Origin of the sequence: Pedobacter sp. PLR (genome assembly GCF_026239675.1) — a bacterium.
Taxonomy (GTDB): Bacteria; Bacteroidota; Bacteroidia; order Sphingobacteriales; family Sphingobacteriaceae; genus Pedobacter.
The window spans coordinates 25,702-51,528 of sequence record NZ_JAPIVQ010000002.1 but is presented as its reverse complement, the minus strand read 5'-3'; the positions used below and the strand labels follow the sequence as shown (position 1 = coordinate 51,528).

Below are 25,827 nucleotides of genomic sequence, written 5' to 3'. Positions count from 1 at the left end.
GACCTTAAATGTTTTTTTTCCTAAAGGTAAGGATATCTTTAATGATGCTCCAATTAAATACGATAACAGAGACTACCAGCAGAAAATAAGCGATCAGTTTATTGGAATCTACGTGCTCATCAAAGTAAAAGATGGCGACGTTAAAAGCGATAATAGGATTCACATAAATAATGATTCCTAAGGTAGAAGAAGGAATTCCGATCAGCGCATATAAGCTGAGGAAAAGAGGGATGATGGTAAAGAATACTGCTACCACAATAATATTGCCCCAGAACCAGGCAGAATCAGGAATACCGCCATGTTGAAACAGGTAAAAAGGCAACATCAGAACCACGGCAAGGGCGATTTGTGAGGCCAGTACATTTAGCTTATCCAGGTTTTGCATCTTCCGCTGAATGATCAGGTAAAATGCATACAGGGAGGCAATGATCACGGACCACATCACTTCCACAAAGGAACCGCTGGCCAGCAGAATGATACTTCCCAAAGCAATGGCCAGGGAGATCAGTTTTAATTTCGATAAATGTTCTTTGAGGAGGATAAATCCCCCAAACGCAGTAATCAATGGGCAAACCATATAAGCAAAGGCTGCCGATTGAAGACTGACATTATTTACCGCATAAATATAAGTGTACCAGTTTGAAGTGAGCAGGACGGTAGAAGCTGCGATTTGCAGCGCTACGGTATTCTTATCCTTTCTACTTAAACCGGCAAGGTAATCCAGGTCCTTTCTGATTTGCTTTTTCCTGAAAACCAATATCGCGATCCACAGAAACACCAGGGAAGTAAAGATCCTGTAATAAAGGATTTCCTCAGAAGGAAAAGCCTTTAAGTTTCTTAGTGGAATGGAGAAAAAACCCCAGATAGCGAAAGAGAGGATGCCGGCAAAGAAGTACCTGAGATTTGATTTCCCCAAAACTTATCCTTTAGAAGCGATGATAGAAATTTCTACGTTTACACCTTTAGGCAAGCCTTTCACAGCAACGGTTTCACGTGCAGGGAAATTGCTTTTGCTATCGAAATAAGAACCGTATACGGCGTTCACTTCATTAAACAAAGCCATATCAGTTAAAAATATAGTCGTCTTTATGACATCACCGAAGGTATAAGAAGCTTCCAATAGTACGGCTTTAATATTTCTCATCACCTGGTGAGTTTCTTCAGAGATCGAAGTCATGGTTAATTCACCATTTTGTGGATTGATCGCGATCTGTCCTGATAAGAATAAGAAACCATTTGCTTTTACAGCCTGGCTGTAAGGACCAATCGGAGCTGGTGCATCGTCGGTATTGAATATTTGCTTCATAATTATATAGGTTTATATTGTTCTAGAAAATCCAGCTGATCAGCTTATAGAGCAGGCCAGCTACAAAAACAGCAATTGCAACGGCATTAATGACGTGCATGATTTTTAGGTTGATATTGGTTGGTCGGTTCGGATCTTTCTTTCTAAATAGATACATACACCGGCAAATGTAGGCATAAAAAAAAGAGAGCTTCAAAAATGAAGCCCTCTTTTTTTTAATATTTACTTAGAAATAATTAGTTTCTAGCAGATTCAACACGACGGTTTTGGATACGACCTTCTTCAGTATCGTTAGAAGCGATTGGATTAGCTTCACCATGACCTTTAGTGATTACTTGACTAGCGTTAACTCCAGAGTTAACTAAGTAAGTTTTCACAGAGTTAGCTCTGTCTTTAGATAATTTTAAGTTGTAAGCAGCAGTACCTTCGCTTGAAGCATAACCGTTAACAGTTACTTTACCACCACCATCACGCAATACAGAAGATAATTTATCTAAAGTAGGGTATGAATCAGTTTTAAGAACTGAAGAGTTAAATTCAAATTGGATTCTTTCGAAACCAGTTACATTTGAAGCGTCAACAACAGCAACTTCTACTTTAGGTAGAGGACAACCTGAACCGTCAACTGCAACACCTGCTGGAGTACCTGCACATTTATCGAATTGATCAGCAACACCGTCACCATCTGAATCTTTTTTCAAATCTTCAACAGATTTTTCAACGCTAGATACACGAACTTTTAATGCTTCAACTTCTTGACGTAATGAAGGATCTTTCAATTCATCATACATTAAAGCTAAAGGATTAACCCAGTCAAGGTTTGGTTTAGATTTCGAACCCAGAGAGAATTCAAGACCTGCATATCCGTATGAGAATTTATCTTTAGTAGTTGCTTTAGCATATACTCCGTCAAAATTATCACCATCGATGAAGTGCATAGTGTAACCTAAGTTAAATGACACACGGTCAGATACTTTAAATTTAACACCAGCTCCAACAGGGATATAAGCTTCTTTAATGAAGTCTTTATCATTGTCTTCACCAAATTTACCTTTGTTGTCAACACCGTTAACGATTGGGTTGTAAGCAACTAAACCGTAACCAGCAGTTACGAAGAAGTTTACTGAGTTCTCACGACGTAAGAAATCTACAGTAGCTACATTAACAACACCTCTTAAGTCAATAGAGTATTGCATTTCAGTTTCAAAATCTTTGATACCAGCTGGAAGCGAACCTGCAACTTGTTTGTTTGTACCAGAAACTTTTCCGCGGAAAATGTTACCTTCTAAACCGAATGCATGACCTAGTTGTTTTCTTAAAGACAAACCGTAACCTAAGTTCACGTCAGCACGGTTAAAGTCATTAGTACCACCGATAGCAACAAATGGAGATAAAACACCACCGTTAACACCAATAGACCATGATCTGTACTGTGCTCTTCCACCAAATACCTTGGCTGAAGAAGAAGTAGCTGGAGCATCTTGTGCGTTAACAAGAGTCGTTGCTCCCATTAATGCTACGAAAGAGACTGCAACACCCTTTTTTAAAGTAGAATAATTCATAATTTTCTTTTTTAAGGTTAAACAAATTAATTGTATAATTTTTTGCGTAGCAAAACTAAACAATTTTTTAAATTCCCACAATAGATATACAAACTCCGTTCCAAAGTTTCCAGACGTGACTAATCAGGTAAAACTAAGGGTGCCAGAATCGATTATTTTTCCAAATAAGAACATACAAACGAGCGCAGCATTTTGTTTTAAAAAAATAAAACTCACTGAAAAACAAGGCAATAAGCATATTTAAGTCAAAATAAAATGACTTTATCACCAAAACCAGACATAAAGTGTAAAAAACACACAACGTTAAAATTTATGACATGAAACTTTCCTGATTTGACAAAATTGTCCTGTCTCCACCTAACCTGCAAGTCCTTTTTTCCAGACAATTTCCTACATTTGCTCCTAATCCAATAGCATACAGTTCTTTTATCATTCTTCTATGGCAATTCCAAAAATTATACATCAAACCTTTAAAAGCGCTGACTTGCCCTATTTAACCCGCTGGCATATTGCAAGATTTAGAAAGAAGAACCCTGAATATCTTTATGAATTCTATGATGATCAAAGAATAGAATCGTTCCTTTCCACTGAGTTTGGGCCGGATCTACTCAAAAAATACCAAAGATTGAATATAGGTGCTGCTAAAGCAGATTTCTTTAGATATGCTGTCTTATTAAAAAAAGGTGGCGTCTACATTGACATCGACAGCGCGATCAATGGGAAGCTGGATGATTTTATCAAGCCTGATGACTCCGCCATTATTTCACGTGAAAAAAATCCCTCACTATATGTACAATGGGCATTAATATTTGAACCAGGCCATCCTTTCCTGCAAAAAACCCTCGAACTCGTTTGCGAAAATATTGACAATAATACTTATCCCCATGATGTTCATCAGATGACGGGCCCCACTGTATATACAAAAGCCATTAATGAATCATTAAAAGAAAACCCCTCCATAAAGTACAGGACACTTGGGGTAGACTATGATGGTCATCTGAAATTTAAGTACCTGTTTAGTAAGTTCTCCTTATATAAGGATGGAGAACATTGGAAAAAAATGCAGTTAACAAAGCCTGTACTTCGCCCAAAATAGGAGTTAAATCTCAAAAACACCTTCCTGCGAATTATATTACCTTTGCCATATTAGAAGATTCAAAAAGAAACTATGAAAGTTGCCGGTTTTACATTTATTAGAAATGCAGTAATTAATGATTATACTATAGTAGAAGCCATTAATTCAATTCTTCCCATTTGCGATGAATTTGTTGTTGCCGTTGGGAACTGTGAAGACGGTACAAGAAGGCTCATAGAAGAAATGAAATCTCCGAAAATAAAAATCATCGATACCGTCTGGGATGACAGTCTGAGAGAGGGCGGACGTGTTTTCGCCTTAGAAACGGACAAAGCATTCGCAGCCATCTCTAAGGATGTAGATTGGGCATTTTATATTCAGGGTGACGAATGTGTCCATGAAGATGATTTACCACTGATCAGGAAAGAAATGGAAGACAATCTGCAAGATAAACAGATAGAAGGTCTTTTATTTAATTACCGTCACTTTTATGGATCTTATGATTATATCGCGGAATCCCGAAGATGGTACAGAAGAGAAGTTCGGATTGTCAGAAGAAATCTTGCGGTACAATCCTACAGAGACGCACAAGGCTTTCGCATTGATGGAAGAAAGATAAAAGTCAAATTAATCGACGCTTATATCAATCACTATGGCTGGGTAAAACCACCTTTTGGCCTGCTGAGAAAAAAACAGAATTTCAATACATTCTATGATGAAAATGCCACGACAGAAGTGATTCCGGAAACGGCTTCTTTTGATTATGGAAATGCAGATCGCTTAATTCATTTCACCGGCACCCACCCGGCTGTCATGCAGAACCGCATAAATGCCGTCAACTGGAAATTTGATTTTGACCCGACTAAAGCACATAAAAAACTTAGTCTACGCAGGAGAGTCTTAGAGAAGATATACTTGTTAACCGGCGTCCGCCTCATGGAATACAAAAACTACAAAAAGGTTAAATAATCCATGTTAATCGTACTGGCTGACGAACCGATACAAATTAAAGTCATCTGAATTAAAAGCTTTAGCAATTCTTTGCTGAAGCTCAACCTTTCCTACATCCCGCATTCTATGTTCCTGGATCAGCCTGAAAGCCTTTTCTGTATATAGAAATATTTTCCTGGAATGATCTCCCTGCCCGGCCGCGTTTATCCAACTTAAAAGCTCATCTATACCTTCAGCTTTATCTGCTACAGTCTTAAATACAGGAATAACAGGCTTACGCTGACGAAGCATTTTCATTAGATTATTCGCAAAACCTGAAGCCCCTTCCCGATCCGCTTTATTAACCACAAAAGCATCTCCGATTTCCATCAATCCTGATTTGATGTGCTGAATCTCATCTCCGGCCTCTGGCACTAAAACAACAATTGTTAAATCTGCCAATCCAGCTATTTCTATTTCCGACTGCCCAACACCAACTGTTTCCACAATGACATAGTCAAAATCCGAGGCCCTTAAAACATCCACCATCTCAATAATCCGGGCTGACAAGCCACCCACTGAGCCCCTCGTTGCTACCGACCGTATAAAAACACCTGGCTTATTAAAATGAGCAGACATCCTGATCCTATCGCCAAGCAATGACCCTAAATTAAATGGGGAAGTTGGGTCTACCGCCAACACCGCGACTTTCTTACCCTGAAGGACAAGCTTTTCGATTAAAGCATTTACCAGGGTACTTTTTCCAGCACCCGGGGGCCCTGTTATGCCTAAGACAGGCGTATCCGGGTTACTTTGAATGATGCTTAACAATTCCTTGCTTCCCTCAAGATCATTTTCCACCATGGTTAACACCCGGGCTAAAGACAGGAAATCGCCCTTCTTAATCCCGGATAAGAATTGGCTTATGGTTTTCATTGGTTATTTTTTTGATGCAAATAAGCAGAATATAAATTCCTTAACAAAAGAATACATGAAATTAAATCGCCCTTACTGCTGCTGCCCAACAACCGTAAACGAGGAGCATCCCGTCAAATAAAAACTTTATATTAAACAATTAAATCATGTAAATTTGCAGATTAGTTATAGAATCAATATTTGAATGCAAAATAAATCCATATCCGTTGCTTTATTAATTTCTACTTATAACTGGCCGGAAGCGCTGGAACTGGTTTTATCCAGTGTAGTCGGACAAACAAGAATGCCAGATGAAATCATTATCGCTGACGACGGATCTAAAGAAGAGACAAAACAACTCATAGAAAAATTCAAAACCAGTTTCAATCTTCCAATCAAACATATCTGGCATGAAGATAAAGGATTCAGAAAAAGCTTGATTTTAAACAAATCTGTTAAAAACATCGATTCAGAATACATTATAGAAATTGACGGAGATATCATCATCCATCCAAAATTTATTGAAGACCATCTGAAGGCTGCGCAGCCGGGGTATTTTGTTCAGGGCAGCAGGGCGATGATTACAGAAGAAAAATCTAAGGAGATCTTAGCTAACAAAGACATCAATTTTTCTATATTCTCTTCCGGGCTATACAGCAGGTTCAATGCATTAAGGTTCCCCTTGCTAAGCGGCATATTTATACTAGACCCATCGAATCCATTTCATATTAAAGGATGTAATCTAGCCTTCTGGAAAAAAGATTATATTGCCGTTAATGGTTATTATAATAGTTTCGAAGGATGGGGAGGCGAAGACTATGAGTTTGGAGCGCGTTTATTACACGCTGGAATCAAAAGAAAACGTTTGAAAATGGCAGCACTCGCTTTCCATATTTTTCACAAAATAAACTCCAGAGCCAATACAGTTCCCAATGATGTGATCTATCGAAAAACATTAGCTGAAAAATCAACCACTAATAATGACGGCTATGAGCAAGTATAATGCTTATTACACCTTATATTTTAATTTATAAATGAAGACTTACTTTAGATTACTGTCATTTGCGAAACCTATAGAAAAGTTCGCCATCCCATATATCATTGCTACACTACTAGCTATATTTTTTAACACCTTTAATTTTACCCTCTTAGCCCCCCTGCTAGACACGCTTTTTTTTGACAAAAATGCCTCTACAGGAGTCATGAAGGTTGCAGGAGACTGGGATTTACTTGCACAATTTAAAAATTACATCAATCAAACTGTCACCACACTTGGAAAGCCGGAAGCTTTAAAAATCGTATGTGCAGTGATTTTTGTCTCCGTGGTCCTTTCCAACTTCTTCAGGTATCTGTCACAGCGTTTCATGGAAGACCTTAGAGTTCACACCTTACTGAATCTCCGGAAAACGGTATTTAGCAATGTAATGAACCTGCATATCGGTTTTTTCAACAATGAAAAAAAGGGAGATATTATTTCTAAAGTTTCTTCGGATGTACAGGTGGTCCAATTCACGGTTACCAATACCTTGCAAGTTGTTTTTAAAGAACCGGTACAGCTACTTTTCTACGTTTTTGTGTTATTTAGCATATCGGTTAAACTAACCTTATTCTCCTTGCTGGTGATCCCTGTATCAGGCTTTATCATCAGTAGAATTGTAAAACGTCTTAAAGAACAGGCTACAGCTGCGCATGAATCATTCGCAAAAATGATCGGCTTCCTTGATGAGGCTTTAAGCGGAATCAAAATTATAAAGGCTTTTAACTCCACTGAAAGAATTAAAGATAAATTCGATGCTGAAAATCAATTCTATTCTAACCTGAATAGAAAAATGGTTAGAAGACAACAGCTCGCCTCACCAGTCTCCCAAACGCTCGGAATAATGGTGGTGGTCATTATCGTATTATATGGTGGTGGATTGGTCATTAGCGGAAGTAAGGAGTTTACCGCCTCAGACTTCATCATGTATATCGCTGTATTCTCACAGGTGATGCAACCGGTAAAAGCCATCAGTGATTCCTTTAGTGGAATTCATTCCGGAATTTCCGCAGGAGAAAGGGTATTAGCCCTGATTGATACCAAACCAGAAATGGTCAATAAACCAGGTGCTATCGAGCTAAAAGAGTTCAATCATTCGCTATCCTTTGAAAAGGTAAGCTTTAGTTACAAAGAGACGCCGGTATTAAAAGACATTACCTTAGAAATCCCTAAAGGAAAAACTGTTGCCCTTGTAGGACCTTCCGGAGGTGGAAAAAGCACGTTGATGGATCTGATTCCAAGATTTCATGACCCTAAATCCGGTGTAATCAAAATAGACGGTATAAACTATACTGACCTGACTGTGGAGAGCATCCGCGCTAAAATGGGTATAGTAAATCAGGAATCCTTTCTCTTTAATGATACGATATTTAATAACATCGCTTTTGCAAATCCAGAGGCTTCAGAGGCTGAAGTAGTGAATGCGGCTAAAATTGCCAATGCGCATGACTTCATCATCCAGACAGCTGATGGTTACCAGACCTTTGTTGGAGATAGAGGTGGCCGTCTTTCTGGCGGACAGCGACAACGGATCTGTATTGCCAGAGCTGTCTTGGCAAATCCACCCATCATGTTATTAGATGAGGCAACTTCTGCACTGGATACCGAATCAGAAAGACTGGTTCAGGATGCGCTCAACAAACTTCTGCAAAATAGAACGTCTATCGTGATTGCCCACAGATTGAGCACCATACAGAATGCTGATCTTATTGTGGTCATTGATAAAGGCTCAATCGTTGAACGCGGCAGTCATCAGGAATTAATACAACAGAAAGGTCTTTATAACAAACTGATCGAGCTACAAACATTTAATGATTAAGCATAAAAAAATGTCACATTTGAAACCCATCGCCATATATCTTCCACAATACCATACCATTCCAGAAAATGATGAATGGTGGCAAAAAGGATTTACAGAATGGACCAATGTAAAAAAATCTAAGTCCTATTTTCCAGGTCATTACCAACCACATGTTCCTGTAAATAAAGATTATTACGACCTGAGCGATAATAGCGTATTGGAAAAACAAGCAGAGTTAGCCAAGGCCTATGGAATTGAGGGATTTTGCTTTTATCATTACTGGTTTAGCGGGCACCTGTTACTGGAGAAACCTTTACATAATATGCTGGATGCAGGTAAACCTGATATGCCATTCTGCTTATGCTGGGCAAATGAAAACTGGACCCGCACCTGGGATGGGCAGGACAAAGAGGTATTAATTGAACAACATTATTCTATTGAAGACGATAAAAAGCATATAGATTACCTCATGCCTTTCTTCAAAGATGAGCGATATATTAAAATAGACAATAAACCAGTTTTTCTGATGTACCGTACGGAGCTTCATCCGGATATCATGGCCGCAACAGAACTATGGCGCAATGAAGCTAAAAAAGCTGGTTTTGATGACCTCTATCTCATCAGGGTAGAAAACCATTTAAAGAATATGAACCCTGCAGAACATGGATTTGATGCTGCCATGGAATTCGCTCCGGATTCTGGATTTAAAGGTAAAAAAGTTCAAAAAAACAACTACCCTAAATACCTGTTACACAAATTAATGCATAAAACCGGAATCAAAAAATCTGTTCATCATCAGAATGGGATTTATTCCTATGCTTCCATGGTGAACAGTTTGATAAATAAGGCAGAAAGACCATACAAATACTTTAGATGTGCTTTTCCTTCCTGGGATAATTCCGCAAGACGAAAGATCCATGCGACGATCTATCTGGGCTCTGAGCCAAAGATTTTTGAAAAATGGATCAGCCACCTTGCAAAACATACCCGGGAAAAATTCCCTGAGCAGGAACAATTACTATTTATCAATGCCTGGAATGAATGGGGAGAAGGTTGTCACCTGGAACCCGACGAAGAATGGGGAACCCAATACCTCGAAGCACTAAAAAGAGGAATAGAAGCGTAAACCAGCTTAAGCTGGTTTCTTAAACCGATGATATATATATATCCTGAACGCCAGGATAGCCAGACTAACCTGGAAGCGCTTAAAAAATCGTTTCCAGGTTTTTTTTAGCTCTTTTGTTCTGGACGCCAGGTTCTCGTCAAACAGCTTTTCCCGAAAATAATATACAATATTTAACCATTTCTCTCTGTTAAAAACAGCGTCCGGAACAACTGAACTCATCCCTCCGCTGTTAAAATAAGAGACGGTCTCAGGTACGTACTGAATTGGGTATCTGGAGGCACAGAAAAGATTAAGATCGTAATCTGCACAAACCTTGTAATTCAGATTATAACCTACCTTTCTGTCTACAAAAATCTTTCTGGCATAAAAAATAGCCTGATGACAAATATTAGCATCAAACAGACCCGACACCGTGGTTTCTCCTTTATACAAAGTTCCATCTTTTGCCCATGGCGTATCCCCGACCATTTTCACATCCCCATATACGAAAGCAGCCTCAGTGAGCGCTAAATGATTTTTTACATTTTCAAGAACATCATCATTGAACAACAGATCGTCGCTGCCCAGGAACAATAACCAATCTCCATTTGCTCTTGTTATGGACTTATTCATCGCATCGTAGATACCCGCATCCGGCGCTGTATAGATCTTTATCCGCTCATCATTAAAACCCCGCGCAATAGCTAGTGTCGAATCCGTTGAAACACCATCACTAATAATAATTTCAAAATCGGAACACTTCTGATTCATAATGCTGACTAAACACGCGCTAAGTGTTTTCTCGGAATTATAGGTAGGCACAATAATACTATAGGTCATTGCTATAAATTTACTTTAAAATTTTCCTGAACCAGGTTTTACACTGACGGAATAAAGAAGGATTCTGCATTTTATCCCAGGCTTTAATTTCTTTCCAATCCTCCCCAAAAGGAACCTCATTTTCGTCTATTCTTTCACCCACGAACCGATAACCTACCCGCCTGGAAGGAAAAGGTTTTTCATCAAAAAATTCATCGTGAACGGTCATTGAATGCTTAAATTTTTTATAAAGACCTTCTAAGAAAGACTGATCAATACCATATTGATCCGGCCTTTCCTTACAGAACTCCCGGATTGCCTTTGTCATTTCCATAACTCCCCCTTTTATCCCCCACATGCCGCCCAGAATAGATAATTTTTCAGCGCCAAATGGAACATCATGAACCGGGTGATCTCTCATCACATGAATGATATCGTTATTGCTGATCCATTCCTCCACTGCCAGCTTTTCGCGCCAGGATAAACGGGAATCCGTATCCCTGAATATAACGTGTCCGCTATCTGATAAATCTGCAGCCAAAAATCTCCAGAATAATCCATAAATACCGGAATGAGTCATATCAACCAGCATTACCCCCAGATCATTCAGCTCCTGAATAATCGTTGCAGGTACCGTATCATCATAATAGATAATAACCTTCCAATCTGGATAAATTTCCCTGGCTAATGCTGCATTTCTTACCGCTCCTACAGTATAAATTTCCTTATCGCCCCATAAGCTAAAGGAGATATAATTATATTTCATGATAAAAATGTTGCACTGGTAAACTAAAATCCAGATCCAGGTTGCCCTATTTGTTGGTAGCTGGAAATGAATGCTGTAAAATTAGGAAAATTGTTAGGTAGTTAAGCGATTTATATCCATCCCGGGCTTTAAGAACGATAAAAAACCGACATTAAATAATGTAACTGTATATTTGATTCAAAATGTATCTGGTATAATTAGTAATACAATATCATGTCTCCTAAGATAACTGTTTTCATGGCCGCCTTTAATGCAGCCGACTATATAAGCGATTCCATACAAAGTATTCTTGATCAAACATTTCATGATTTCGAGTTATTAATTGTGAATGACGGATCTACGGACCGAACCGTTGAGGTCGTAGAAACATTCCATGATGATCGGATCAGACTGGTTCACAACGATAAAAACAGGGGCTTGACCTATACACGAAATGTGGCCATGACGGCAGCTCGTACCGAATTCATTGCCATATTAGACAGTGATGATATTGCAGCAAAGAACCGTCTGGAGCTTCAATATGACTTTTTTCAACAGAACCCTACCTACGCCTTATGTGGAGGTCATGGCACCATCATCAACAAGAAAGGTCAGGCAATCGAAAATGATGCACTAACGGTCCCTGTTGGAGCCGACAATATCAAAATGACTTTGTTATTCGAAAATACGTTCATCAATTCTTCCGTTATGTATAAAACATCCGTATTAAAAGAACTGGGTGGCTATCAGGATTACGCTCCTGCAGAAGATTATGAACTTTTTGTACGAATGGCGGAGAAATACCCGATTGGGAATCTGGACGAGATTCTTGTTAAGTATAGAATACATGAAAACAACATTTCAGGACTTAAAGCAGAAACTGCCAAATTAAAACTGAAAGAAATTAAAAGAAATCAATTATCCTACCTGAATATCCCTGATCATCAGCACATGGGAGACCTTCTTTTTAGCATTTTAATGTGCGAATTCCAACTTTACGAAATAGCTGAGTATCGAAAATTTTTCCAGCTCTTAAAGTTTACGAATCGTAAACTTGAAAAATATCCCCTGATCGATTTTGAAAAAATGTTGTTCGAAAAATGGTTCGATGTCCTTTATTTAAAGAAAGCTAAAATGAATGCTTTTCCCTTGCTATTCGACAAAAACCTTTTCAAATGGTCTTATGTCAATGGCCGGCAACTTCGAAAAATATTCAAACTCACAATCAAAGGCATTGGTAGGTTCTCAGCGTAAAACTACGCTCCTCTCAATTTATCCCATTACAAATAAACCATACGATCATAAATGAAAATCATTCGTTTCTTAGGAGGCCTCGGTAACCAAATGTTTCAATACGCATTTTACAAGGCAATAGAAAAAAGGTTTCCGGATGTTAAAGCTGATCTGACGGGCTTTAAAGATTATCCCCTGCACAATGGACTGGAGCTGGAACGTATTTTTGATATCCAACTGACTAAGGTTACCCCACTTATAAATGACCTTTATAATACTGACAATAGAAATTGGATACTGAGAAAACTCCGGAGACTATTGAACTTGAAAAATGCCTATAAAAGAGATGACCATCCATTTACATTTGATCCCGGGGTCTTTCAAAATTCAGAATTCTTATATTATTGGGGCTATTGGCAAAACCAGGGCTACTTCATAGATATTGCAGAAGAAATAAAAGCAGCCTTTACTTTTAAGTTGCCGCTAAACGAAGAAAATCAACAGATACTCCAACAAATAAAGGAGGCAAATAGTATTGCGGTACACATCAGAAGAGGAGATTACCTGAAAGACCCCCTTCTTGGAGGATGCTGTGGAAAGGACTATTATCAACAAGCCATTGATGTGATCCAAAAAACAACTGCCAACCCTCAGTTTTTCATCTTTTCAGATGACATCAGCTGGTGTAAAGAGAGTTTAAGTCTTACAGGAGCGACCTTTATTTCCTGGAATAAAGGACAAGATAGCTACATAGATATGCAGCTGATGAGTCAGTGTAAACATAATATTATTGCAAACAGCAGTTTCAGCTGGTGGGCTGCCTGGCTTAACCAGCACCCAAACAAGATCGTTATAGGGCCGAATAAATGGGTAAATGATCCGCTATACGCCGGGAACAACATAATTCCTCCCGACTGGATTCAGCTATAAAACCGATTAGTTTAACTGCTCGGATTTTAAAATTTCTTTCAATTCTTCCTTTACACAGGCCGGTGAAAAATTTTCAATCGCATAGTTTTTCACTTGCCTGCTCAGTTCAGCAAATTCGGAGTCCTCCAGTTCCAACACCCGGTTGATGGCTTCCTCCAAAGCCATGGCTGATAAATCCTCCATTTCAAAAATGAATTTTTCAGGAGCAAAACCACAATGCTTACTTACAATTGGAATCAATCCTGCGGACATAGGCTCAATAGTCCCTCCCGGAAGCCCATCTACATAACTCGGAGCAATCGAATAACTACAAACACCTACAATCTCCCTAATCTGCTCAGAATCCATCCTAAGGCTTTCAAACAAGCAGACATTGGAGCCTTCCAGCAAAAGATCCTGATAATGATCACGCAAGGCTGAATCGATTGAAGGAACCACCAGATAAAATTTTAAATCTTTGCGTTTACGTGCTACTTCCATCAAAAGATGAAGCCCTTTCGTAATTTGCCTTCCCCCACTTAAAAACAAAAAATTAGCCGTTCTGGAGTCGGTTGTCTTAAGCGGCAGGTTACTAAATACGCCAAGTATATTATTATTCAGCGGATACAGTTTATTCACAAACCGTGCATTACAATCTTCAAAAACAGATCCCCTTGCCAGAATGATAGCTGCATCAGCGTTGAACATCGCATAGTAATTACAAGTTGGCTGAACATTTGCCTCCCTGGTTAACCATAAGCCAGATAGCTCATAAAAATCTTTCACACTCTTTAAGCTCATCGCATTATGAAAATCATCATGGGCTCCCGTAATTAAATGAATTCTGGGAATAGTCCTTGCCGGATGGTAAAATGAACGCTCAAAATTATCGCCCATCCCAAAGATCACCGCATAGTTCTCATAAACGATGTTCAGTCCTTTAGCGGAATAGTCCACAATATCCACGTCATAGCCAAGCTCTGAAAAACTTTCGGCTACAATATGTGAAGTGATGTAGTTTTGATGCATGAATCCATTTGCGCCCAAAAATGGCCCGGTGATGTAGGAAATCAACACACGCCTTTCATAATTAGTTTGATAAAGGTTAACCAGGTATCCATTATCTCCGGCAGAACGCTTTCTGAAGAGTTTTTTTAAGCTTCTTTTGATATTCATGATGAATTGTTTGCCACTAAAATTTCAGCCTAAGGTAAGACTAAAATCCATTTTCCTGCAAACAAAAAAAGGTGCTATCCATAAGCGGACAGCACCTTTTTAATATTTATTTTTCAGGATTATAATTTCCTTTTTACTTCAACTTGTTCGTAAGCTTCAACGATGTCACCTACCTCGATGTTGTTAAAGTTCTGGATGTTCAATCCACACTCGTAACCTCTTGATACTTCTTTCACGTCATCTTTATAACGTTTCAATGAAGCCAGCTCACCTGTGTAAACTACCACACCATCTCTAACGATACGGATCTTACTGTTACGTGTAATCGTACCATCCAATACCATACATCCGGCAATTGTACCCACTTTAGTAATTTTGAAGGTTTCTCTGATCTCCACGTTAGCAGTGATCTTCTCTTCAAATTCCGGAGCCAACATACCTTCCATCGCCGCTTTAATCTCATTGATTGCATCGTAGATGATCGAGTAAAGTCTGATGTCAATTTGTTCCGCCTCAGCAAGCTTACGTGCTCCTGGTGAAGGACGAACCTGGAAACCGATGATGATCGCATCAGAAGCAGAAGCTAACAATACATCAGATTCAGAAATCTGACCTACCGCTTTACTAATGATATTGATTTGAATCTCTTCCGTAGACAGTTTCAATAATGAGTCAGATAATGCCTCAATTGAACCATCCACATCACCTTTAACAATCAGGTTCAGTTCTTTAAAGTTACCGATAGCCAAACGACGACCGATCTCATCCAGCGTAATGTGTTTCTGAGTACGAAGACCCTGCTCACGCATTAACTGCAGACGTTTGTTGGCGATTTCTCTTGCCTCAACTTCACTTTCTAATGCATTGAATTTATCACCTGCAGTAGGTGCACCCTGCATACCCAATACCTGTACTGGTACTGATGGGCCTGCTTTATCAACTTTCTGACCACGCTCGTTAAACAACGCTTTAACACGTCCGCTATAACTACCCGCTAAGATCGGATCACCGATTTTTAAAGTACCTGCCTGAACAAGAACCGTAGTAACGATACCACGACCTTTATCTAGTGTTGCTTCAATTACACTACCTGTAGCACGTTTGTTAGGGTTGGCTTTAAGGTCAAGCATTTCTGCTTCTAATAATACCTTCTCTAATAACAAGTCTACGTTTAGTCCGCTCTTACCTGAAATCTCCTGAGACTGGAAAGTACCTCCCCAATCCTCTACAAGGATATTCATTGTTGATAATTGCTCGCGTATTTTCTCTGAGTTTGCACCCGGTTTATCAATTTTGGTAAAGGCGAAGACCAATGGTACGCCTGCTGCCTGTGCATGTTGGATTGCTTCTTTAGTCTGAGGCATTACTGCATCATCCGCTGCAACCACAATGATGGCAATATCGGCAACTTTCGCACCACGTGCACGCATCGCCGTAAAGGCTTCGTGACCTGGAGTATCTAAGAAAGTTACTTGTTTACCTGTAGGTGTGGTTACCATATAAGCACCAATGTGCTGTGTAATACCACCGGCTTCACCAGCCACTACGTTTGCTTTACGAATATAATCCAGCAATGAAGTCTTACCGTGATCGACGTGACCCATAATAGTCACAACCGGTGCTCTTGATACTAAATCTTCTTCGCTATCTTCTTCTTCGATCAGAATATCGCTTTCATCATCCGGTTTCACGAATTGAATTTCGTAACCGAACTCATCCGCAACAATCGTTAATGTTTCTGCATCCAAACGTTGGTTGATGGATACGAACATTCCCAGACTCATACAAGTACCGATAATTTTTGTTACCGGCTCATCCATCATCGTAGCTAACTCATTTGCCGTAACAAATTCCGTCACCCTTAACACTTTGGATTGTGATTCCAGTTCCATTGCTGCTTCGTCTGCAGAAAGTGCTACATCATCACGTTTTTGACGACGTAATTTTGCACGTTGTGCGAACTTACCAGATTTACCTGCTCCACTTAAACGTGCAAGTGTTGCTTTAATCTGATCCTGGATTTCTTTTTCCGTAGGTTCTTCTTTAGGGCCGTTACCAGGAGATCCCGGTTTGTTGTTCCTGAAGTTTGGCCTGTTGGCAGTGTTATTCGTATTGTTCCTGAAATCAGGTCTGTTGGTAAATGTAGGTGCTGGCTTTGGCGCTGTTGTGCCTGTTCCTGCAGCTCCACCTGCCGTTGTCTGATTTCCACCGGAAGTATGACCTCCCTGGCCAGGATGGCCCGGAGTCTTTTTACGCTTACGCTTTCTCTTTGCATCATTGCTGTCTGCCGATGAGGCTACAGGTGATGATTTACGATCAGGTGTTACCGGTAATACAATTTTACCGATGATGTTTGGTCCTGATAGTTTTACAGAACGTGCCTTGATTACTTCAACACCATCCGTTTTTTCAACTTTTGGGGTTTCCGCTACTTTCGGCGTTTCACTTATTTTTGGTGCTTCCACTGGTTTTGGAGTTTCTTTTACTTCTGGCTCTATTTTAGCAACAGGTTGCTCAACAGGCTTTGGAGTCTCTTCCACCTTAGGTTGTTCCACAGGTTTAACCACTTCCGCTTTTGGAGCTTCTACTGGTTTCTCAACTGCTTTCTCTTCTACAAGTGCTTTCTCCGCTGGAGCAGGTGCTGGTGCTGGTTCCGCAACTTTAGGTACTTCAGCAACTGGCTGAGGCACTTCTGGTGCTTCGTCTTTCTTTACCGGACGGGTTTTAGTGTTCAAATCATCTAAATTGATTTTCCCTACTATTTTCACACCCGGCAATGCTCCCTCTTCAGGTTTCTCTTCTGTTTTTTCCGCTACAGGAGCCACCGGTGTTGCCGGAGTTTCTTCTTTAGCTTTCTCTACAGGAGGAGTATACGAATGAAGGTTCTTAATTAAGATGCCTTCATTTTCGAATTCTACATTTTTTCTAGGTGCTTCCGCAACTTTTTCAGTTGCTTCCGGCTCATCACGACGAATTTTACCAATAACAATCTGATTGGCTTCTTCTTTTACGATCTTATCGCCCTGAAACTCTTTCAACAGCGCATTATACATGTCGCGGGAGAGCTTAGTAGTGGGTTTATTCTCAACAGAAAAGCCTTTCTTTTCTAAAAACTCAACGGCCGTAGCTATGCCTACGTTAAGTTCCTTAACTGCTTTAAATAAAATTATTGGTTTGTCGTCTGACATTGATATCCTATTTTTTCTTTAATTCTTATACAAAAGTAACGTTTATTCTTGTTTATTTCATGGGTATGTGATTTGTTTTTAATGGCCACATAATTTTCACCTATTCAAGTTAACGTTTTATTCAAACTCTGATTTTAATATACTCATCACTTCTTTGACGGTTTCTTCTTCAAGGTCGGTACGTTTTACCAACTCGTCAATTGAAAGTGAAAGTACACTTTTTGCGGTATCACAACCGATTGATTTCAATTCATCAATGATCCAGCTGTCGATTTCGTCTGAGAATTCTTCAATATCCACATCCTCATCTTCTTCGCCTGCTTCACGATAAACATCGATCTCATAACCGGTTAATTTACCAGCTAATTTAATATTATGACCACCTCTACCGATTGCCAGTGAAACCTGATCTGGTTTCAAGTATACCGAAGCGTGTTTCGTTTCATCATCTAACTTAATAGAAGTGATTTTTGCCGGGCTCAATGCTCTGGTAATATATAATGAAACGTTGTTCGTGAAGTTAATCACATCAATGTTCTCATTTTTAAGTTCTCTTACGATACCATGTATCCTTGAACCTTTCATACCCACACAAGCACCAACAGGATCAATTCTGTCGTCATATGACTCTACAGCCACTTTAGCTCTTTCTCCCGGCTCACGCACGATTTTCTTAATCGTGATCAGTCCGTCGAAAATTTCAGGAACCTCGATTTCAAACAAACGTTGTAAGAACTCAGGGGCAATCCTTGAAATGATAATTTTTGGAGTTGCATTGATCATATCCACTTTAAGGATTACCGCGCGAACAGTATCACCTTTCTTGAAATAATCAGCCGGGATTTGTTCCGTTTTTGGCATCATCAACTCGTTGCCTTCATCATCCAGCACCAATGTTTCTTTCTTCCAAACCTGATAAACTTCTCCGGTTACAATCTCACCAACTCTATCTTTATATTTTTTGAAGATCTCGTCTTTCTCTAGTTCTAATACTTTAGATACCAGCGTCTGACGTGCAGCTAAAATTGCTCTACGTCCAAAGCTCTCTAAAGTGATCTGCTCAATGTAATCGTCGCCAACTTCCATATCAGGATCTAAGCGCTTTACTTCAGACAGTTCGATCTCCAGGTCATCATCTTCAGAAAAACCATCCTCCATCACCTTTCTAGTACGCCAGATTTCCAAATCCCCGTTGTCCGGGTTAACGATGACGTCACAATTCTCATCTGTACCGTATTTTTTACGCAACATACTGCGAAATACCTCTTCCAGCACACTAATCACTGTAGGACGGTCGATGTTCTTGAACTCTTTGAATTCCTGAAATGAATCGATTAAATTAATATTGCTCATTTTTATTTAAATGAAATTAAAACCTTTGTTTCTGTTATACTACTAAAGTCGATACTGGTTGTTTCCAGCGTCGCCTTTTTACCTTTTTCTTTAACCTTCGCTTCGATGGTTATGCCGTTATCTTCAACAGAAAGCAACTTGCCTTCTTTAATTTCTCCACCGCTTAGTTTCACACTCAACTCTCTGCCAATGTTTTTCACATATTGTCTTTTAAGTCTCAATGGTTCACCAACACCCGGTGAGGATACTTCTAAATTATAAGCTTTATCGATGGTATTTTCTTCTTCCAGATGAAAACCTACATGTCTGCTGATCGCTGCACAATCCTGGATACTAATCCCTTCATCGCCATCAACATGAATAATAAGCTTATTGTTTGGAAGCATTTTAACTTCTACCAAAAACAACTCCGGCCTATCCGAAATCTTCTCTTCAACTAACTCTGTTACTCTTTTTTCTGCTTGCATAACCAATTTGCTAATAAAAGAAAAGAGGGGACTCCTGTCCCCTCTTGCCCTATATTACACGGCAAAGGTATGAAATATTTTTACATTATAAAAATGGAAACGACTATATATGTAAGGTATGTACAACTTTTTCAGCAAGATACGGGATAGAATGCAGGCCCGACAAAGCGCTCTGTTACCTGTTCAACACCTTTTGTTGCGGCTTAATGGTATAGCTTAATTTTCCTTTGATAATTTCTTCCGGCTTAGCGAATTGAATATTCAAATGAGTAATGACCAGATACTGTCTGCCCTTTACAAAAGGTTGTATCGGACTGAACACAAGGGAGCTGTCGCCCAGCCTGATCTCTCCAGCCACCGCCGCCTCCCTGATCAGCGAATCCTTTTCCGAAGGCGTTTGTAAGACCGAAATTAAATCCTTCAAAACAGAATCCCTGTTTTTGAGCCCCTGTAACTCCACGAAACCCCTCGGATCAATGTGCTTAAACACAATCGCCGAACTGTCTGCAGAGAAATCTATAGAAAGTGGCTTATTATTTGCATCGGAACAGCCGGCAAGGAAAAGAGGCACAGCAGCCAACAAAACCAGCCTGAAAACAGATCTAAACATCTCACTAAATTAAACATTATGAAGGTTATTGTAGAAATTTTATTATTGGGACTCGCAGTATTTCTAGGCGCAAAAATTATTCCCGGCGTACATGTAGACAGCTTTTGGACTGCCGTACTCGCCGCAGTGCTGATTTCACTGGCCAACGCTACCATTGGAACCATATTGAGGATCTTCACCTTTCCGATTAATTTTTTAACCCTCGGACTGGTTTCCTTCATCATAACCGTACTTATGATTTTATTGGTAGACAACATGATGGCCACCTTTAATACCAGTGGTTTTTGGGCGGCAGCTTTGCTGGCCATTGTAGTCGCGGTAATCAAAGGACTCCTGGGCACTGTACTTGGCACAGACGAGGACTAATTCCGGAAAAAAAATGCTTAAATAACAAAAGAAGTACTCTGATTGTGGTCGGAAAGAGCCCCACCTTGCCGTATGGTTGAATTAAGGTTCAGAAACCCTTCAGTAGGGGTTGCTGTATCTTTAGTTACAGCAACCTATGAGCAACCCATACTGTGCCCTTATCGAAACTGGGACTCTTCCCGACCACAACCCGACCACTACCCGCGCCGTACAAAAAAACCAGTTCCAATAAAAAAGGGCGTCCCAGAATGGACGCCCTTTTTTAATTATAATGTAATAATTTTATCTTAATATTTCTCTGGAGATCACCATTTTCTGAATTTCCGAAGTCCCTTCATAAATCTGGGTGATTTTAGCATCCCTCATCATGCGCTCGACATGGTATTCTTTCACAAAACCATAACCACCATGAATCTGAACCGCCTCAACGGTTACATCCATTGCTACTTTAGAAGCATATAATTTAGCCATAGAACCGGCCAGCGTATAAGATTGTCCCTGATCTTTCAACCATGCAGCTTTATACACCAACATCCTTGCGGCTTCAATACTGGTCGCCATATCTGCGAGTTTAAAGGAAATCGCCTGATGATCTGCAATCGCTTTACCAAAGGATTTACGTTCTTTGGAATAGGCTAAAGCCAGCTCATAAGCACCTGCGGCAATCCCTAAGGCTTGTGCAGCGATGCCTATACGTCCGCCTTCCAGAGTTTTCATCGCGAAGGTAAAACCAAATCCATCTTCGCCAATCCTGTTTTCTTTAGGGACTTTAACATCATTAAACATTAGGGAATGGGTATCAGAACCACGAATTCCCATTTTATTTTCTTTCGGACCAACAGTAAAGCCTTCCATCCCTTTTTCCACAATAAAGGCATTGATACCTTTATGCTTTAAAGCGCGGTCAGTTTGCGCAATCACCAGATAGGTGGAAGCTGTATTTCCGTTGGTGATCCAGTTTTTCGTACCGTTTAGCAAATAATAATCGCCCATATCAACAGCTGTGGTTTGCTGTGAGGTGGCATCTGATCCGGCCTCAGGCTCTGATAAACAGAAAGCACCGATTTTTTCGCCGGCAGCCAATGGCTTCAGATATTTCTCTTTCTGAAACTCAGAACCATAAGATTCCAGTCCATAACAAACCAGGGAATTATTTACGGAAACCACCACGGAGGCGGAAGCATCAACTTTCGACAATTCTTCCATCACCAGGACATAAGATAGCGCGTCTAGCCCGCTGCCATTATATTTCTCTGAAACCATCATTCCCAGAAACCCAAGTTCGCCCAGTTTTTTTACCTGCTCAGCAGGGAATTTCTGGTGCTCATCTCTTTCGATAACTCCGGGCTTAAGTTCAGTCTGTGCGAAATCCCTTGCGGCCTGTTGAATCATCAATTGTTCTTCACTTAATTGAAATAGCATAATTATATAGATAAAAATATACGTACTGCCAAATTTAGTATTTCCAGGTCAGATTACTATGGCTGCATAGTATTATTTTACACGATATGCTTTCCTGCTATTTTAAAAGGCGGTTGTTATCGTCAGGGAACACAAGAACAGGGTGATATTTCCTGGCTTCTTCGATTGGCAAAGAGCCAAAAGACATGATGATCAGAATATCGCCGACCTGCACTTTTCTGGCCACGGCTCCATTTAAGCAAACAATACCGGTTCCGCGTTCGCCCTTAATCACATAAGTTTCAAAACGTTCACCATTGTTGTTGTTTACAATCTGCACCTTTTCATTGGCAATAATCTGGGCGGCATCCATCAGATCCTGATCGATGGTGATGCTACCAACATAGTTCAATTCTGCCTGTGTTACTTTAACACGGTGTATTTTCGATTTTAATATCTCGATAATCATAATACAAAGTTACGAAAAAATTCGTGGTTAGGGTGTTTAATGGATTGTCAATTGAGCAGCATATTATCTATAAGTCGGGTCTGACCAACCTTTGCGGCCACTAATGCCACTAAATCCGGTTGATTTTTATCGGCTGCCGGAAGCAGTGTTTTACCGTTTGCAATGGTAAAATAGTCGAGCTCCACCCCAGGAATCGCTGAAATCATACTTTTCGCATTTTCCAGCAATACCGGAATACTCTGCTCCTTAAAATGAGCTTTTACATAGTTCAATGCAGCGCTCAATACCAAAGCATGCTTACGGTCATCTGCGGTTAAATGTATGTTTCTGGAGCTCATCGCCAAACCGTCATCTTCCCTGATAATCGGGCAGGAAACAATCTGAACGGGAAGCTCAAAATAAGCCACCATATTTTCAATCATCAGCACCTGCTGGAAATCTTTTTGTCCGAAGAAAGCGATGTCAGGATTTACAGCATTAAACAGTTTGTTCACAATTTGAGTGACGCCCTGGTAGTGCCCCCTTCTGAATTCCCCTTCGAGTAAAAACTCTGCCGGGCCCAGATCAATGTGCCATTCCTCCTGCTCAGGGTACATTTCCTTCACAGAAGGCATAAATACCACATCGCATCCTGCCGCTAAAAGCATTTGCATATCGTGTTCTAAAGGGCGGGGATATTTCTCCAGATCCTTTGGATCTGTGAATTGTGTCGGGTTTACAAATATGCTGCAAACCACTACATCAGCATGCTGCTGAGCAACCTCAATCAGGGACACATGTCCTTTGTGCAAAGCACCCATAGTAGGCACTAAAGCAATTTTCTGTTGACCCAATTTTATTGGTTCAAGCAACGACTTTAACGCTGCGATGGTGTTTATAACTTTCAAACTAGCCTATAAAATTTCAAAGGGCAAAGTTGGTTAATAATCCATTCCAAACAAAACATCTCGCCTATATAATTGATAAATGTTATTATTTTGCTTATCTTTGCCCCTTGATAATCTTTTCTTTAACATAATTATTTATTTACAGAATATGGAGATGGCCAAAACGAAGCTACTGATTGTTACACACGAGATGTCGCCTTTCCTTGAACTCACTAAAATTTCAGAAATAACCCGTCAACTACCACAGGCGATGCAGGATAAAGGATTTGAAATCCGTATTCTGATGCCTAGATTCGGGAATATTAATGAAAGAAGGAACAGATTGCACGAAGTGATACGTCTTTCAGGAATGAACATTATCATTGATGATAATGACAACCCTTTAATTATTAAAGTTGCCTCTATTCCAGCTGCTCGTATGCAGGTGTATTTCCTGGATAACGAAGATTATTTCCAACGAAAATACGTTTTCAGAGACAAAGAAGAAAAATTCTATGCGGACAATGATGAAAGAACAATCTTCTTTTGCAAAGGCGCATTGGAAACTGTTAAGAAACTTGGCTGGGCTCCGGACATCGTTCACTGCCATGGCTGGATGACTTCTTTAGTTCCTGCTTACATTAAAACTTCTTATAAGAATGATCCTACTTTCAAAAATGCTAAAGTAGTCTACTCTATCTATGAGAACTGCTTTACGGAAAAGCTACATGTAGATCTTCATAAGAAAGCGGTAATGAATGCGATGACGCTTGAGGACACGAAAATGTTCGAAAATGCAGATTGTAACACCTTACATATTGGTGCCATTACTTACTCAGACGCAGTAGTATTAGCGCATGATAAGATTGATGCAAATGTGTTAAAATTTGTTAAAGATTCTAATAAACCAACTTTAGCCTTTAATTTAACCGAGGATTTCGAAAACTTCTATTCTTTATATGAAGAGATTTCGGATGAAGAATTGGTTTCTATAGCATAAACTCAGGTATTATTAATTTAAATATGAAATTTACAAAACAAGACTTATTAACCATGTTGATAGGTCTTTTTCTTTTTTCTTCGTGTAAAGACGACAACACGATCGGCCTGCCTGCGGATGGCTCAACCATCACAGGAGACTTATACGATAATACAACCCTGACTTCCCGAACCATGCTGGAAGAGCCGGCTTCCGGTAGTTTATTAAGCAGATATCCTATTGGGTTGATGAACGATCCGATTTTTGGAAAAAGCGAAGCAGGTACTGCAATGACAGTAAACATCCCGGCGGCAGATTACCGCTTTGGAAAAGGTGTAATTGTGGATTCGGCGGTATTGGTACTCCCTTATGCAGCTAATTTTTACGGAGACTCTACACAGAAATATACTTTTTCAGTAAGACAACTGAATGTAAACCTAAGTTTGCAAACCAACTTTTTAAGCTCCATAAACTGGGGAGAAAAAACGGTTACCGGTACTGACGGCGATTTAGGTAAAAGCATTGATGTTCAGCAACGCCCGAACAGTCGCTTTAAAGTGATCAATATCGTAACCGGAAAACCTGACACAGCATTCTCAGTAGCCCCTCAGCTGAGAATCAGATTGGATGCTCAGAAAATTCTGGACAGGATTGCCAAAATGGACACTCTGAAATATGGCAGAAACGATTTGTTCGTCAATACGTTTAATGGATTATATGTAAATGTCACCAGCGCAAGCGGCTCTGGAGCGATGTCATTTTTCAACCTGGCAGCAGCAGCAGACAATAATGTCGACAACGGAGCAAAACTGCAGATTTATTACAGAAAAGACGGATTAGTCGCTTTAACCAAAGATACGGTTTCTGCAATTTTCCCGATTAATAATACTTTAAATCCTATTGCCGCTTATGTAAAACATGATTACACAACTGCAACAGCGATTAATACACAAATAGCAGATGCCTCGAACACGCAATACCCTAAAACATATGTGCAAGGCTTAACCGGTTTAAAAAACAAAATCTCTTTTGATTTTAGTGGTTTCAAAACCTTATTGGCCGGTTCTAAAGTTTCTATCAATAAAGCAGAGCTGGTAATTGATGTTGATCCGGAAGATGATACTTATTTTAAACCTGCACCAAGATTAAGGTTAGTGAGGTTTAATGCCGCAGGATTAGTTACCAATATTCCCGACAATGACCGAAATACCCAGACTTATTCCGGGGGTGATCCAAGAGCACTTTCAGATCCCTTACAATTCGGCGGATACTTTGACTCTGTCAACAGAAGATACATATTTAGTGTAACCACCTATATTCAGGATTTAATAAATGGAAAAACTAAGGATTATGGTACCTTCCTTGCACCAACCTCAGTTACAGATGCAGAATTTTCTTTGTATCCTTTCGCTACCCATGCAGAACGTTCTATCCTGGTCGGACCGGTAAAAGATGCACCTGCAGGAACAAAGCGAATGAAGCTTAACATCTTCTATACCAAATTGAAATAATTTAA

Annotated in this window: 25 protein-coding genes; 10 read left to right on the top strand and 15 right to left on the bottom strand. The window is 39.8% G+C overall.

The window, feature by feature from the left end; all coding sequences use genetic code 11:
* Window positions 1-4: 4 nt before the first annotated feature.
* From OQX61_RS03845 to OQX61_RS03835, 4 genes are all read right to left on the bottom strand, one after another.
* Window positions 5-916, bottom strand: a complete 912-nt coding sequence (locus OQX61_RS03845; protein ID WP_265840359.1) for an EamA family transporter — start codon at window positions 914-916, stop codon at window positions 5-7.
* 3 nt (window positions 917-919) lie between these two features.
* The gene (locus tag OQX61_RS03840; RefSeq protein WP_265840358.1) at window positions 920-1,306 is read right to left on the bottom strand and encodes a RidA family protein; all 387 of its coding nucleotides are present in this window, start codon (window positions 1,304-1,306) and stop codon (window positions 920-922) included.
* Between the two features lie 22 nt (window positions 1,307-1,328).
* On the bottom strand, window positions 1,329-1,463 hold the full coding sequence (locus OQX61_RS24310) for a DUF6728 family protein (protein WP_323670630.1): 135 nt from the start codon (window positions 1,461-1,463) through the stop codon (window positions 1,329-1,331).
* 79 nt (window positions 1,464-1,542) lie between these two features.
* Complete coding sequence (locus OQX61_RS03835; RefSeq protein ID WP_265840357.1) at window positions 1,543-2,868, bottom strand: OmpA family protein; 1,326 nt, start codon at window positions 2,866-2,868, stop codon at window positions 1,543-1,545.
* A gap of 439 nt (window positions 2,869-3,307) precedes the next feature.
* Here OQX61_RS03835 and OQX61_RS03830 point away from each other — a divergent pair, with 439 nt between their 5' ends.
* Together OQX61_RS03830 and OQX61_RS03825 are read left to right on the top strand one after the other, a co-directional pair.
* Window positions 3,308-3,964 (top strand): glycosyltransferase, encoded by a 657-nt coding sequence (locus OQX61_RS03830; protein ID WP_265840356.1) that lies wholly within the window; start codon window positions 3,308-3,310, stop codon window positions 3,962-3,964.
* A gap of 72 nt (window positions 3,965-4,036) precedes the next feature.
* A complete protein-coding gene (locus OQX61_RS03825) occupies window positions 4,037-4,912 on the top strand; it encodes a glycosyltransferase family 2 protein (protein ID WP_265840355.1) in 876 nt (291 codons plus the stop codon).
* A gap of 6 nt (window positions 4,913-4,918) precedes the next feature.
* On the opposite strand, the gene meaB is transcribed toward OQX61_RS03825, so the two are convergent.
* A complete protein-coding gene (gene meaB / locus OQX61_RS03820) occupies window positions 4,919-5,809 on the bottom strand; it encodes a methylmalonyl Co-A mutase-associated GTPase MeaB (protein WP_265840354.1) in 891 nt (296 codons plus the stop codon).
* A gap of 184 nt (window positions 5,810-5,993) precedes the next feature.
* Here meaB and OQX61_RS03815 point away from each other — a divergent pair, with 184 nt between their 5' ends.
* From OQX61_RS03815 to OQX61_RS03805, 3 genes are read left to right on the top strand one after another with little or no spacing between them, the layout of a single operon-like run.
* A complete protein-coding gene (locus OQX61_RS03815; RefSeq protein WP_265840353.1) occupies window positions 5,994-6,791 on the top strand; it encodes a glycosyltransferase family 2 protein in 798 nt (265 codons plus the stop codon).
* 31 nt (window positions 6,792-6,822) lie between these two features.
* Window positions 6,823-8,643, top strand: coding sequence for an ABC transporter ATP-binding protein (locus OQX61_RS03810; protein WP_265840352.1), 1,821 nt, complete (start codon window positions 6,823-6,825; stop codon window positions 8,641-8,643).
* 10 nt (window positions 8,644-8,653) lie between these two features.
* A complete protein-coding gene (locus tag OQX61_RS03805; protein ID WP_265840351.1) occupies window positions 8,654-9,751 on the top strand; it encodes a glycoside hydrolase family 99-like domain-containing protein in 1,098 nt (365 codons plus the stop codon).
* A 6-nt stretch (window positions 9,752-9,757) separates the two neighbouring features.
* On the opposite strand, the gene OQX61_RS03800 is transcribed toward OQX61_RS03805, so the two are convergent.
* Together OQX61_RS03800 and OQX61_RS03795 are read right to left on the bottom strand one after the other, a co-directional pair.
* Window positions 9,758-10,570: a glycosyltransferase family 2 protein gene (locus OQX61_RS03800; protein ID WP_265840350.1), complete on the bottom strand. Its 813-nt coding sequence runs from the start codon at window positions 10,568-10,570 to the stop codon at window positions 9,758-9,760.
* Window positions 10,571-10,580: 10 nt separating this feature from the next.
* On the bottom strand, window positions 10,581-11,315 hold the full coding sequence (locus tag OQX61_RS03795; protein WP_265840349.1) for a hypothetical protein: 735 nt from the start codon (window positions 11,313-11,315) through the stop codon (window positions 10,581-10,583).
* Between the two features lie 213 nt (window positions 11,316-11,528).
* Between OQX61_RS03795 and OQX61_RS03790 the strand changes: the two genes are divergently transcribed.
* Entirely contained in the window at window positions 11,529-12,548 is a 1,020-nt protein-coding gene (locus tag OQX61_RS03790; protein ID WP_265840348.1) for a glycosyltransferase family A protein, read from the top strand.
* A 51-nt stretch (window positions 12,549-12,599) separates the two neighbouring features.
* Window positions 12,600-13,457 carry an alpha-1,2-fucosyltransferase gene (locus tag OQX61_RS03785; RefSeq protein ID WP_265840347.1) on the top strand — a complete coding sequence of 286 codons (858 nt, stop codon included), beginning with the start codon at window positions 12,600-12,602 and terminating at the stop codon, window positions 13,455-13,457.
* A 6-nt stretch (window positions 13,458-13,463) separates the two neighbouring features.
* Here OQX61_RS03785 and OQX61_RS03780 read toward each other — a convergent pair whose 3' ends face one another.
* The 5 genes from OQX61_RS03780 to OQX61_RS03760 form a co-directional block, all read right to left on the bottom strand.
* Window positions 13,464-14,612 carry a glycosyltransferase gene (locus OQX61_RS03780; RefSeq protein ID WP_265840346.1) on the bottom strand — a complete coding sequence of 383 codons (1,149 nt, stop codon included), beginning with the start codon at window positions 14,610-14,612 and terminating at the stop codon, window positions 13,464-13,466.
* Window positions 14,613-14,731: 119 nt separating this feature from the next.
* Entirely contained in the window at window positions 14,732-17,800 is a 3,069-nt protein-coding gene (infB, locus tag OQX61_RS03775) for a translation initiation factor IF-2 (RefSeq protein WP_265840345.1), read from the bottom strand.
* Window positions 17,801-17,917: 117 nt separating this feature from the next.
* Window positions 17,918-19,153 carry a transcription termination factor NusA gene (gene nusA, locus OQX61_RS03770; protein WP_062550746.1) on the bottom strand — a complete coding sequence of 412 codons (1,236 nt, stop codon included), beginning with the start codon at window positions 19,151-19,153 and terminating at the stop codon, window positions 17,918-17,920.
* 2 nt (window positions 19,154-19,155) lie between these two features.
* Complete coding sequence (gene rimP, locus OQX61_RS03765; protein ID WP_265840344.1) at window positions 19,156-19,620, bottom strand: ribosome assembly cofactor RimP; 465 nt, start codon at window positions 19,618-19,620, stop codon at window positions 19,156-19,158.
* Between the two features lie 175 nt (window positions 19,621-19,795).
* On the bottom strand, window positions 19,796-20,230 hold the full coding sequence (locus OQX61_RS03760) for a hypothetical protein (protein WP_265840343.1): 435 nt from the start codon (window positions 20,228-20,230) through the stop codon (window positions 19,796-19,798).
* Window positions 20,231-20,248: 18 nt separating this feature from the next.
* Between OQX61_RS03760 and OQX61_RS03755 the strand changes: the two genes are divergently transcribed.
* Window positions 20,249-20,596, top strand: a complete 348-nt coding sequence (locus OQX61_RS03755; protein WP_265840342.1) for a phage holin family protein — start codon at window positions 20,249-20,251, stop codon at window positions 20,594-20,596.
* A gap of 282 nt (window positions 20,597-20,878) precedes the next feature.
* On the opposite strand, the gene OQX61_RS03750 is transcribed toward OQX61_RS03755, so the two are convergent.
* The 3 genes from OQX61_RS03750 to panC all read right to left on the bottom strand — a co-directional run bounded on the left by OQX61_RS03750 (window position 20,879) and on the right by panC (window position 23,353).
* Window positions 20,879-22,018 (bottom strand): acyl-CoA dehydrogenase, encoded by a 1,140-nt coding sequence (locus OQX61_RS03750; RefSeq protein WP_265840341.1) that lies wholly within the window; start codon window positions 22,016-22,018, stop codon window positions 20,879-20,881.
* Between the two features lie 97 nt (window positions 22,019-22,115).
* Window positions 22,116-22,466, bottom strand: a complete 351-nt coding sequence (gene panD / locus OQX61_RS03745) for an aspartate 1-decarboxylase (protein WP_265840340.1) — start codon at window positions 22,464-22,466, stop codon at window positions 22,116-22,118.
* 47 nt (window positions 22,467-22,513) lie between these two features.
* Window positions 22,514-23,353, bottom strand: a complete 840-nt coding sequence (gene panC / locus OQX61_RS03740) for a pantoate--beta-alanine ligase (protein WP_265840339.1) — start codon at window positions 23,351-23,353, stop codon at window positions 22,514-22,516.
* A gap of 154 nt (window positions 23,354-23,507) precedes the next feature.
* Between panC and OQX61_RS03735 the strand changes: the two genes are divergently transcribed.
* Window positions 23,508-24,332 carry a glycogen/starch synthase gene (locus OQX61_RS03735; protein WP_265840338.1) on the top strand — a complete coding sequence of 275 codons (825 nt, stop codon included), beginning with the start codon at window positions 23,508-23,510 and terminating at the stop codon, window positions 24,330-24,332.
* A gap of 23 nt (window positions 24,333-24,355) precedes the next feature.
* Window positions 24,356-25,822, top strand: a complete 1,467-nt coding sequence (locus tag OQX61_RS03730) for a DUF4270 domain-containing protein (protein ID WP_265840337.1) — start codon at window positions 24,356-24,358, stop codon at window positions 25,820-25,822.
* Window positions 25,823-25,827: the final 5 nt, after the last annotated feature.

Excerpts from the sequence above, each read along its gene's own strand:
- OQX61_RS03760 (WP_265840343.1), bottom strand. The coding sequence starts at position 20,230 with ATGTTTAGATCTGTTTTCAGGCTGGTTTTGTTGGCTGCTGTGCCTCTT.
- infB (WP_265840345.1), bottom strand. The coding sequence starts at position 17,800 with ATGTCAGACGACAAACCAATAATTTTATTTAAAGCAGTTAAGGAACTT.
- OQX61_RS03800 (WP_265840350.1), bottom strand. The coding sequence starts at position 10,570 with ATGACCTATAGTATTATTGTGCCTACCTATAATTCCGAGAAAACACTT.
- OQX61_RS03830 (WP_265840356.1), top strand. The coding sequence starts at position 3,308 with ATGGCAATTCCAAAAATTATACATCAAACCTTTAAAAGCGCTGACTTG.
- nusA (WP_062550746.1), bottom strand. The coding sequence starts at position 19,153 with ATGAGCAATATTAATTTAATCGATTCATTTCAGGAATTCAAAGAGTTC.
- OQX61_RS03750 (WP_265840341.1), bottom strand. The coding sequence starts at position 22,018 with ATGCTATTTCAATTAAGTGAAGAACAATTGATGATTCAACAGGCCGCA.
- panD (WP_265840340.1), bottom strand. The coding sequence starts at position 22,466 with ATGATTATCGAGATATTAAAATCGAAAATACACCGTGTTAAAGTAACA.
- OQX61_RS03735 (WP_265840338.1), top strand. The coding sequence starts at position 23,508 with ATGGCCAAAACGAAGCTACTGATTGTTACACACGAGATGTCGCCTTTC.
- OQX61_RS03795 (WP_265840349.1), bottom strand. The coding sequence starts at position 11,315 with ATGAAATATAATTATATCTCCTTTAGCTTATGGGGCGATAAGGAAATT.
- meaB (WP_265840354.1), bottom strand. The coding sequence starts at position 5,809 with ATGAAAACCATAAGCCAATTCTTATCCGGGATTAAGAAGGGCGATTTC.
- OQX61_RS03730 (WP_265840337.1), top strand. The coding sequence starts at position 24,356 with ATGAAATTTACAAAACAAGACTTATTAACCATGTTGATAGGTCTTTTT.
- OQX61_RS03805 (WP_265840351.1), top strand. The coding sequence starts at position 8,654 with ATGTCACATTTGAAACCCATCGCCATATATCTTCCACAATACCATACC.
- OQX61_RS03790 (WP_265840348.1), top strand. The coding sequence starts at position 11,529 with ATGTCTCCTAAGATAACTGTTTTCATGGCCGCCTTTAATGCAGCCGAC.
- OQX61_RS03785 (WP_265840347.1), top strand. The coding sequence starts at position 12,600 with ATGAAAATCATTCGTTTCTTAGGAGGCCTCGGTAACCAAATGTTTCAA.
- OQX61_RS24310 (WP_323670630.1), bottom strand. The coding sequence starts at position 1,463 with ATGTATCTATTTAGAAAGAAAGATCCGAACCGACCAACCAATATCAAC.
- OQX61_RS03840 (WP_265840358.1), bottom strand. The coding sequence starts at position 1,306 with ATGAAGCAAATATTCAATACCGACGATGCACCAGCTCCGATTGGTCCT.
- OQX61_RS03810 (WP_265840352.1), top strand. The coding sequence starts at position 6,823 with ATGAAGACTTACTTTAGATTACTGTCATTTGCGAAACCTATAGAAAAG.
- OQX61_RS03755 (WP_265840342.1), top strand. The coding sequence starts at position 20,249 with ATGAAGGTTATTGTAGAAATTTTATTATTGGGACTCGCAGTATTTCTA.
- OQX61_RS03835 (WP_265840357.1), bottom strand. The coding sequence starts at position 2,868 with ATGAATTATTCTACTTTAAAAAAGGGTGTTGCAGTCTCTTTCGTAGCA.
- OQX61_RS03780 (WP_265840346.1), bottom strand. The coding sequence starts at position 14,612 with ATGAATATCAAAAGAAGCTTAAAAAAACTCTTCAGAAAGCGTTCTGCC.
- OQX61_RS03825 (WP_265840355.1), top strand. The coding sequence starts at position 4,037 with ATGAAAGTTGCCGGTTTTACATTTATTAGAAATGCAGTAATTAATGAT.
- OQX61_RS03815 (WP_265840353.1), top strand. The coding sequence starts at position 5,994 with ATGCAAAATAAATCCATATCCGTTGCTTTATTAATTTCTACTTATAAC.
- rimP (WP_265840344.1), bottom strand. The coding sequence starts at position 19,620 with ATGCAAGCAGAAAAAAGAGTAACAGAGTTAGTTGAAGAGAAGATTTCG.